General features: G+C 62.8%; 10 protein-coding genes. 4 read left to right on the top strand and 6 right to left on the bottom strand.

The window, feature by feature from the left end:
- Window positions 1-188, bottom strand: a 188-nt coding sequence (locus WCB02_RS03130) for a hypothetical protein (protein WP_423956269.1), incomplete at its 3' end; no start/stop codon positions are given.
- Window positions 189-475: 287 nt separating this feature from the next.
- On the opposite strand from WCB02_RS03130, the gene WCB02_RS03135 reads away from it, so the two are divergent.
- The 4 genes from WCB02_RS03135 to WCB02_RS03150 all read left to right on the top strand — a co-directional run bounded on the left by WCB02_RS03135 (window position 476) and on the right by WCB02_RS03150 (window position 5,055).
- The gene (locus tag WCB02_RS03135) at window positions 476-1,474 is read left to right on the top strand and encodes a Gfo/Idh/MocA family protein (protein ID WP_423956271.1); all 999 of its coding nucleotides are present in this window, start codon (window positions 476-478) and stop codon (window positions 1,472-1,474) included.
- A gap of 151 nt (window positions 1,475-1,625) precedes the next feature.
- Window positions 1,626-2,630 carry a Bug family tripartite tricarboxylate transporter substrate binding protein gene (locus WCB02_RS03140; protein ID WP_423956273.1) on the top strand — a complete coding sequence of 335 codons (1,005 nt, stop codon included), beginning with the start codon at window positions 1,626-1,628 and terminating at the stop codon, window positions 2,628-2,630.
- 141 nt (window positions 2,631-2,771) lie between these two features.
- Window positions 2,772-3,857, top strand: a complete 1,086-nt coding sequence (locus tag WCB02_RS03145; RefSeq protein WP_423956276.1) for a Gfo/Idh/MocA family protein — start codon at window positions 2,772-2,774, stop codon at window positions 3,855-3,857.
- Between the two features lie 76 nt (window positions 3,858-3,933).
- Entirely contained in the window at window positions 3,934-5,055 is a 1,122-nt protein-coding gene (locus tag WCB02_RS03150; RefSeq protein ID WP_423956278.1) for a Gfo/Idh/MocA family protein, read from the top strand.
- 25 nt (window positions 5,056-5,080) lie between these two features.
- On the opposite strand, the gene WCB02_RS03155 is transcribed toward WCB02_RS03150, so the two are convergent.
- The 5 genes from WCB02_RS03155 to WCB02_RS03175 form a co-directional block, all read right to left on the bottom strand.
- On the bottom strand, window positions 5,081-5,518 hold the full coding sequence (locus WCB02_RS03155; protein ID WP_423956280.1) for an ester cyclase: 438 nt from the start codon (window positions 5,516-5,518) through the stop codon (window positions 5,081-5,083).
- 102 nt (window positions 5,519-5,620) lie between these two features.
- Entirely contained in the window at window positions 5,621-6,028 is a 408-nt protein-coding gene (locus tag WCB02_RS03160) for a PaaI family thioesterase (RefSeq protein ID WP_423956282.1), read from the bottom strand.
- A 131-nt stretch (window positions 6,029-6,159) separates the two neighbouring features.
- The gene (locus tag WCB02_RS03165; RefSeq protein WP_423956284.1) at window positions 6,160-7,158 is read right to left on the bottom strand and encodes an aldo/keto reductase; all 999 of its coding nucleotides are present in this window, start codon (window positions 7,156-7,158) and stop codon (window positions 6,160-6,162) included.
- Between the two features lie 8 nt (window positions 7,159-7,166).
- Entirely contained in the window at window positions 7,167-8,948 is a 1,782-nt protein-coding gene (yidC, locus tag WCB02_RS03170; protein WP_423956286.1) for a membrane protein insertase YidC, read from the bottom strand.
- Between the two features lie 12 nt (window positions 8,949-8,960).
- The coding region (locus tag WCB02_RS03175) for a hypothetical protein (protein ID WP_423956289.1) at window positions 8,961-9,145 on the bottom strand (185 nt) is incomplete at its 5' end.

The raw sequence follows: 9,145 nt of genomic DNA on the forward strand, positions 1-9,145 counted from the left end.
AGCCAGAGTAGCGCGGCCGCCGGGCTGATCGCAAACGCGGCGTCGCGCCAGGCGACATCGGCTCGTGATGTCCGGTTTGGCGCGGATCGCGATGAATTCGGCGTCGGCGGTGTCGTCGATTTGCAACCCCAGAGAAAGGCCGCGAGATCGTCGGCGTCGCCGGGGTTTTGCAAGCCGGCGAACGGCATCCGTGCCCTTCGCAACTGCGATATGGGATGTCGCCGATCGGCTGTTCGCGACCCGATTGCGCCGACGCCATGATCTCCTCCACGAGTCTCGCCGCGGTCCGCCCTGCCGACAAGCCAGAAGCAATCGGCACGTGCAAGTTGCGCGACGTCTGTCTACCCCTGAAGGCGTGCCGGTTCGGCGGCATTTCCGACGCGTTGATCGAGATAAATTACGTCTGCGACATTGACGTTGTGCGGTGTGGGCTGGATGATCGGGTTTCGCGCAGAACAAGAAAAAGGTCCGAGCAATGATCAAGGCTGCGATTATCGGTCTGGGATGGTGGGGACAGACCATTCTCAGGAATCTGGCAAACAGCACCGTCATCAAGCCCGTGCTCGGCGTCGATCCCCTGGATTCGCAGCGCGAGGCAGCATTGGCGTTGGGTGTCGAGACCGCGCTCGATTTCGATGCCGCGCTGGCGCATCCGGATGTGCAGGCGGTGATCCTGTCCACACCTCAGCAATATCATGCGGACCAGATCGTCGCGGCCGCGCGGGCCGGGCGTCATGTCTTCTGCGAGAAGCCGTTATGCACGACGTCCGCCGATGCCGAGCGCGCGATCGCGGCGGTCAGGCAAGCCGGAGTTCAGCTGGGGATCGGTCACGAACGCCGTTTCGAGCCGGCGGTCGTCGAGTTGCGGCAGCGATTTGCCGCCGGCGAATTCGGCACTCCGCTGCTATTGGAGGGCAATTTCAGCCAGGACAAGTTCTTGAAACTGCCCGCCGATAATTGGCGGTTGTCGCATACGATCAATCCGGTCGGCCCGCTCTCCGCCACCGGCATCCACATGATGGATCTGTCGATCGCGCTGCTCGGCCGTCCCACCAGCGTCTGGGCGCGGCTGGCGACCTTGGGCAGCGACTTTGCCAATGGCGATACGCTCTCGATCACGATCGGCTTTGCAAGCGGTGCGACCGCGTTACTCGGCGCCGTGCTGGCGACGCCGTTCATGGGGCGCCTCGCGGTGCTCGGCTCGAAGGGCTGGATGGAAATCCGCGACCGCAGCCATCCGGAAAATTCCACCGGCTGGGACGTGACATCGGTGCATCGCGACGAACCACCGGCCACCGCGTTCTATCCGCCGCACCCGGCGGTGCGCGACAACCTCGAGGCCTTTGGCCGCGCAGCACTGGGCCGGGCAACCTATCCGGTCGCGCTCGATGAAATGCTGGCGAATGTCCGCACCTTCGAAGCCATCCACCGATCGGTCAAGAGCGGGGCCGTCGAAACCATTGCGGGCGGATGAGCTGGCGTTTGCGTCGCAGGTCCAACCACAAGCGCAGGCATAAGCCGGTCCGAACGCGCGCAGGCCGTAATTTCCCGACTCCGGACTTCATCGATCGCAACGGATCGGGCCATCAAAAAAACGACGGTCGAGATTGAGGGAGGGAACAACCATGCCACCACGAGAGAGAACTGGCATCGGAATCAGCCTGGCGCTTGGCGGCGCCTTGTGTGTCCTGCTCGGCGCGGCGGCCTGCGCCGAGGATGCCGGCAACTATCCCAATCGGCCCATCACCATGATCGTGCCGTTCGCGCCCGGCGGCGCATCCGATTTCGTCGCCCGCATGCTGCAGCCCGGCATGAGCCAGATCCTCGGCCAGCAGATCGTGGTCGATAACCGCCTCGGCGCGGCCGGCATGGTCGGCACGACGGCCGCGGCGCGCGCGGTGCCCGACGGCTATACCGCCTTTCTCGGCAATGTCGGCACCATCTCGATCAACCCGGCGATCTATCCCGACATGCGCGTCAAGCCGGACAAGGAGCTGGCCCCGGTGTCGATGTGCGCCGACACCCCAAGTGTCCTGATCGTGCGGCCGGACTTCCCGGCCAACACCGTCGGCGAGCTGATTGCCTATGTGAAGGCGAACCAGGGCAAGGTCACCTTCGCCTCGCCCGGCAGCGGCACGCTCAATCGGCTCGAAATGGAAGTGCTCAAGAAGGATGCGGCGCTCGACATGGTGCATGTGCCCTACAAGGGCGGCGCGGCGCCAGCGGTAACGGATATTCTGGGCGGACACGTCGACGTCATGTTCACCACGATGTCCTCGGCGATGGAGCTGATCAGGGACAAGAAGGTCAAGGCGCTTGCCGTCACGACGAGGCAGCGCATCGCCAATCTGCCGGATATACCGACCATGTACGAGCTCGGATGGACAAACCTCGTGACGTCGTCCTGGCAGGGGGTGCTGGTGCCTGTCGGCACGCCGCAGCCGATCATCGAGAAGCTGCGCGCGGCGATCGTCAAGGTGCTCGCCGAGCCGGACATTCGGGCGCGCATGCTCGACAGCGGCGCGATCGCAGTCTCCAGCCAATCGCCGGAGCAGTTCAAGAGCTATATGGACGCCGAAACCGCCAAGTGGGGCAAGGTGATCGAAGAGAACGGGCTCCGTTCGGATTGACGTAGCGCGCGCGGAATGGTCCTTTTCCGCGCGGCACCAGCCGTGAGACTTCGCCAAGGGCGTATCGGCCGCGAATCGCGGAAATACAGGTCACGATAACGGAACGACTGGTCGCGACAGCGACGTACAAGGGAGACGGGCGTGCAACAGGTCGAAGTCGCGGTCATCGGAACTGGCTGGTGCGGGGGCATCCGGGCGGAAACGCTCGCGCGCTCCTCGCTGGTCGATAGGCTTCACATCTGTGAAATCAGGCCCGAGCGTCTCGCCGAGGTCAAGCAATTGACCAATGCCGCGACCGCGACGCTCGACTATCGCGACATCATCAACAACGACCGCATCAAGGTGGTCTACATCTCGACGACGCCGGAATCCAACCACTATCCGATCGCGCGCGATTGCCTCAAGGCGGGCAAGCACGTGCTGCTGGAAAAGCCGATCGCGCTCGAACTGTTCGAGGCCGACGAATTGATCGAGATCGCGCGGCGCGGCAATCTCAAATTCACCATCGGCTACTCGCAGCGCTTCAACCCGCGGCTCGCCTACGCCAGGAAGAAGATCGCCGACGGCACCCTGGGCAAGCCGGTGTCGGTGATGGTGAGCCGGCATCTGTCGCGCGGCCTCGGCAAGAAGATCGCAAGCCGTGGCAGGCTGTCGCCGGCGACCATGGAATCGACCCACGACCTCGATTTCGTGTTCTGGCTGCTCGAGCCGGCAAAGCCGGTCCGGGTCTATTCGCAGGGCGCCTATGGCTACATGCAGGCGGTCAACGGCTCCTATGACATCATGTGGAGCACCGTGACCATGGACAATGGCGTGCTGGTCTCGATCGGCGGCGGCTGGAACCTGCCGCCGAGCTATCCGAACTACTGCGCCACCACGATCGAGATCACCGGCACCGAAGGCTCGCTGTTCCTCGACGACACCCAGCGCGCCAACTGGCTCAATACGATGAAGGACGGCACGCAATATCCGATGTCCACCATGCCGGGCGAATGGGTCGATCATGTCTATGCCGGCCAGATGGCACCCGAGACGATCCACTTTCTCGAATGCGTGTTGCGCGACGAGCCGCCGATGGTGTCGCCGGAGAGCGCGCGGCGGGTGATGGAGACCTATCTCGGCGCCGATCTCTCGGCGGAGTCCGGCGAGCCCATCGCCCTGCCGCTCAACAACCAGTCCCTGTCAGCGGTCCAGGATCTCTACAAGAAATTCCGCACGCCGGTGTAGCCGGCCGCGGCGCTGCTCTGCCGCATTGCCGCACCTGTTCCCATCGCTACGTCATCTTGCCACCTCAAAGGACCCCATGAGACGCCAACGAAAACAGATCGGCCTCGCCGTGATCGGCTGCGGCACGATCGGCCGCATCCGGGCCGAATTCGCACGGGACTATCCCGGCATCGGCTGGCTCGGTCTTTGCGATTCCAATGCCGAGGTCGGCCAGAAACTCGCAGCCGACGCCGAGGCCGATTTCTTCACCATCGATTACAACGAGCTGTTGAAGCGCCCGGAAGTCACCGCCGCGATCATCGCGACAGACGAGAACGCCCATGTCGGTCCGCTGCTCGCCGCCTGCGAACGCAAGCTCGATCTGTTCATCGAAAAGCCGCTGGCGACCGACGCAAGGGAGTCGGCGAAGGTGCTGAAGGCGATCGAGGACGCAGGTGTCGATGCCGTGATGGGCTATACCAACCGGTTCCGGCGCCGCTTCCAGGCGGTCAAGGGCAAGCTCGCCCGCGGCGAGATCGGCGATGTGACCTCCGTGGTCACCCGCGCCTTCATGAACCGGATGGTGCCGATCGCCACCATCCGCAAGACCAATCAGCGCCAGAACCTGACCCCGATGGTGGTATCGGGCACGCATGCGCTCGACATGTCCTTGTATCTGATGGAAGGCAAGACGCCGGTGTCGGTCTACGCCCGCTCGGTCGACAAGGCGCTCGCGATGTGGGGCACCAAGGACTCGACCTTCGGCATCTTCACGATGGACGACGGCACGATCTGGAGCATGAACATCAGCTGGGCGCTGCCGCATGTCTGGCCGGGCGCGGTGTACGGTCTGCAGGTCGGCATCGTCGGCACTGAAGGCGTCATCGACATCGAGGACACCCATCGCGATCTGGTGATGGCGACCGAGAAGCCGATCGGCGCCGGCTACACCTCGCGCAACTACAAGCCCGAGTTCGAGCGTCACGTCGATTTCCTCACCAGCTATCCACCGGGCGACATGAACGACGGCCAGCTGTGGGGTCCGATGCGGGAAGAAACCAATTGCTGGTTCGGACGCATCCACACCGGCCTGAAGACGCCGCACGGCTCCGCGGCCGAGGGCCACCGCAACCTGCTCCTGACCATGGCGATGGACTTGTCGGCCCGGCGCGGCACCGAAATCAAGCTGCCGATCGATATCGAGGAACTCTACAAGTAGTGGGGTGGGATGTCGCCGCGCGATTCTAGATCTTCAGGACCTGGCGCAGATGATCGACGCTGACACCGAGTTGCTGCAGCCTTCCCAGTTCGTCGAACATGCACCATTGCTCGGCGATGCGGTGATGGGCGATCCTGAAGATCGACATCTCCTCGATCTCGATGAGCCGCCCTGTCGGCTCGATACCCCAGAACGGGCCCTTGTGCGTTCCCGTGGAAACGTAACGGCTCGCGACCTTGTCCCCCGAGCCGAAAACATCCAGCACCCGTTCATGCCAGTCGGGGAATGCGGTCCTGATCCGCGCGACACCGAAACGAATGCCCTCGATGCCACGCCGCTCGGGAACTTCCGAACTCTTGGGCCAGTGCGCGTGGAAATCAGCTGCATAAACGCTGTCGATGAGCGCGAGGTCGCCGGTATTCCAAATCCGGTGAAGCGCCTCTACAAGATCAATGTTGTTCATTTTCGAACTATTCCGGTCTCGTAGTGAAATGATCAGGCGGTCCTCCTTCGCATGTGGACCGCTACGCGCAGCGTGAATGATATCCAGAGCCTTGGCGGCTATCTACGCCTCGCTCCTGCGTTGCCGAACGCGCAACTCGGCGCGACCGCGAGCGACAATCTGGCCAGTGCTGTCGAAAAGTTCGGCCTCGGCTTCAGCGGACCTATCGTCCTGCCTGACGAGGCGGGCAATCGCGGTCAGGGGCCCCAAGATCGCGGGCCTGATGAACGTCGTATCGAGCCGTGTCGTGACAGCCGTTCGGTCAGACGAAAGACTGGCCATCACCGCGTTCCCCGTCGCCGAATCGAGCATTGCAGCAAGCATGCCGCCTTGAATGGTACCGTGACGGTTGGCGAATTGATCCCGAGCCAGAAACCGCAAATGAACTTCGCCCGGTCGGGCGTTCACGGAAACAATCTCGCGTCCCAGCAGACGGGCGGCTGGAGGAACTTCCTTCAAATGATCCGACATGGTGCGAGATACTCCCGCTTCGCGTCCCCAATGTACTACCGTACGGCGGACATGCGAGATGGTGCGCGGCTTCTCGTTCAAAGACAGGCCACGCCAATCGCGCTCTCATCAAAATGTTGCCCCCGGCTCCATCAGCGTGGTTCGCCGGAGAAGGCCTGCCGCAGTTCTGACAATCGCTCGAGCGCGGCTTGCGGCAGCGGACCTTTTTGCACGGCGGCGAGCGCCTCCTCGAATTGTTGCGGGGTCGCCAAGCCGACCAGTATCGTGCCCATCGCCGGATGCGATAGCGAAAAGCGCGTGGCGGCCTCGGTCAGGCTGGCGGCAAACCCTTCTCTCACCAGCGGGATAAGACGGCGCGCGCGCTCGACGTCGGCATCGTAGCTCATCGCCGAACCGATCGGCGCGGGCGCGGGACCCGCGATCGGGTGACGCTCGGTCGTGCCGGACAACGCGCCGCCGGCGAGCACGCGGATGCCGACCACGCCGACGCCGGCTGCACTCGTATGATCGAACAACCGTTCATAGTCCTGTGCCGGATAGTTCGCCGGCAATGCCTCGGCGGCGGACGGATTGAGCATGTTGTAGACGATCTGGCCGCTGTCGAACACGCGTGCATCGATCACCTGATGCAGCGCCGCGGAGTCCCCGACGGCGGTCATCCCGAGGAAACGGATCTTGCCCTGCTGGCGCAGGCGCTCGAATGCCGGCACGACGTCGTCGAGCACTTGGCGGACGCTCAGTGCCGGTCCGCCGCCGGTCACGGTAATCGCATTGTGGAGGTGAAAGATGTCGACCCGGTCGAGTTGCAGGCGCGCCAGGCTGCCCTCGAGCGACATCGTGACGGCGTCGGCGATGCGGCCGAACTCGCTTGCCGGCAACCGGACCTTGGTGCCGACCGCGATGTTGGCCGGCTTCAGCCTTTGCAGGACGCGGCCAAGGTTCTTTTCCGATTCGCCATTGCCGTATTGCACGGCGGTGTCGAAGTAATTCACGCCGGCGTCGATTGCCCGCGCGATGGTGCGCTCCTGTTCGGCGGGATCGCCCCGCACCATGAAGCCGCCGACCGCGCCGCAGCCAAAGCCCAGCACCGAGAGCTCAAGTCCCGTGCGTCCAAACACCCGCAATTGCATCGCCGTTCCTACTTGCCGCTGTCCGTTGTGAACATCGTCCGGAGCCTATCCCATAATTCGATCCGCACGCCATTCCGGCGCATGACGATGCCTTGCTGAACGATGGAAAGGAAATTGTTCCAGGTCCAGTAGATGACGAGGCCCGCCGGGAACTTGGCCAGCATGAAGGTGAAGATGACGGGCATCCAGTTCAGCACGGCGGCTTGAGCCGGATCGGGCGAGGCCGGCGTCAGCTTCATCTGCAACCACTGGGTCAGCCCCATCATCAGCGGCCACGCGCCGATCGCCAGGAAGGCGCCCAGAAAGGGCAGCGAGACCGGGTCATAGGGGATGAGCCCGAACAAATTGAACGCATTGGTGGGATCGGGCGCGGACAAATCCCTGATCCATCCGAAGAACGGCGCCTGACGCATCTCGATCGTGACAAACAGCACCTTGTAGAGAGAAAAGAAAACCGGGAGCTGCATCAGCGTCGGCAGGCACCCCGCGATCGGGTTGATCTTCTCCTTCCTGTAGAGCTCCATCGCGGCCTGCTGCTGCTTTACCTTGTCGTCGGGGAAGCTCTCGCGGATGAGCCGGAGCTGGGGTTGCAGCGCCTTCATCTTGGCGGTTGACGCATAGGCTCTATCGGCGAGCGGAAAGAATGCGGTCTTGAGCATCAGGGTCACGATCAGGATCGCCGCGCCAAAATTTCCGACCAGTCGGAAGATCGCGTCGATCAGCGTGAACATCGGCTTGGTGATGAAACGGAACCAGCCCCAGTCGATGACAAGGTCGAGCCGGTTGAGCCTGAGCGACTTGTCGTAACCGTCGAGAACGGCAACCTCCTTGGCGCCGGCAAACAGCCGAGTGGTGATGCTGGCCTCGGCGCCCGGCATGATGGTTTGCGCGTCCTGAACATAGTCGGCCTGATAGGTCTTCAGCGAGCCGAGCGCGCTTGCCGAAAATTCCGCCTGCAGATGCGCATCCGTCTCGGGCAGCAGCACGGCCGCCCAGTATTTGTCGGTAAAGCCAAGCCAGGCATTGCTTGTGTTGAAGGCAACGCGCTGCTTGTCGTCGAGAGCCTTGTAGCTGACCTCCTGCAATCCCTGGTCTCCCAGGACGCCGATCGGACCCTCGTGCAGCAGATAGGAGGCCGGCGCCGGCGGCGGATCGTGGCGGGAGATCGACGCATAGGGGGCCAGCGTGACCGCCACCTGTCCACGATTGATGACCTGATCGTGAATGGTGAACAGGTATTTGTCATCGACCGAAATCGTCCGCTTGAATTCCAGGCCTTGGCCGTTTTCCCAGACAAGGGTGATCGGACGTCCCACTCCGAGGCTACCCACGCCATTCTGGAGCCAGACCGTTTTTGAATCGGGGATCTTCAGATGGAAGCTGGAGACATCGGCCCAGCCAAATTCTGCATAAAAAGGTTGCGGGCTGCCTGGCGGCGACAACAGCGCGATGGCGGGAGATTTGGGATCGATGGTTTCGCGATATTGAACCAGGGCGAGATCGTCGATCCTGCCCCCGGTCAGCGCAATCGATCCTCTGAGCCTCGGCGTATCGATCGCGACGCGCTGCGATCTGGTAAGCGCCGCTTGCCGCGAGGTCGCCTGGAATGGTTGTACCCGCGGTATTGTCGCGGTCTGCGTTGCCACCTCTCGGACCTGCGTCGTGCCGGCTTGCGACATCTTGGGTGCGGCCGGCTTTCCCACGAATGAGGTGGCGAAGAAATACTGCCAGGTAATCAGGATGACGACGGAAAGCGCGATCGCATAGAAGACGTTGTTCTGGTCGTGCATGCAAACTCCATGTCAGTCCGGCGCCTGTGGCTCTTGACGAGAGCCACCAGCGACCGCCAAACGGCGAGTAAGTTCGTTCAATATATCAATGGTTGCTCCGACATCCAAGCTGACCACATCTAGGTCAGCCTTGTCGGAGCCCGACTTTGACGATTCGCGATCGGGTCGGGCGCGGTGCTTCAGGCGACGGGCCGCAG

The organism is Bradyrhizobium sp. (genome assembly GCF_049581145.1).
Lineage (GTDB): Bacteria > Pseudomonadota > Alphaproteobacteria > Rhizobiales > Xanthobacteraceae > Bradyrhizobium.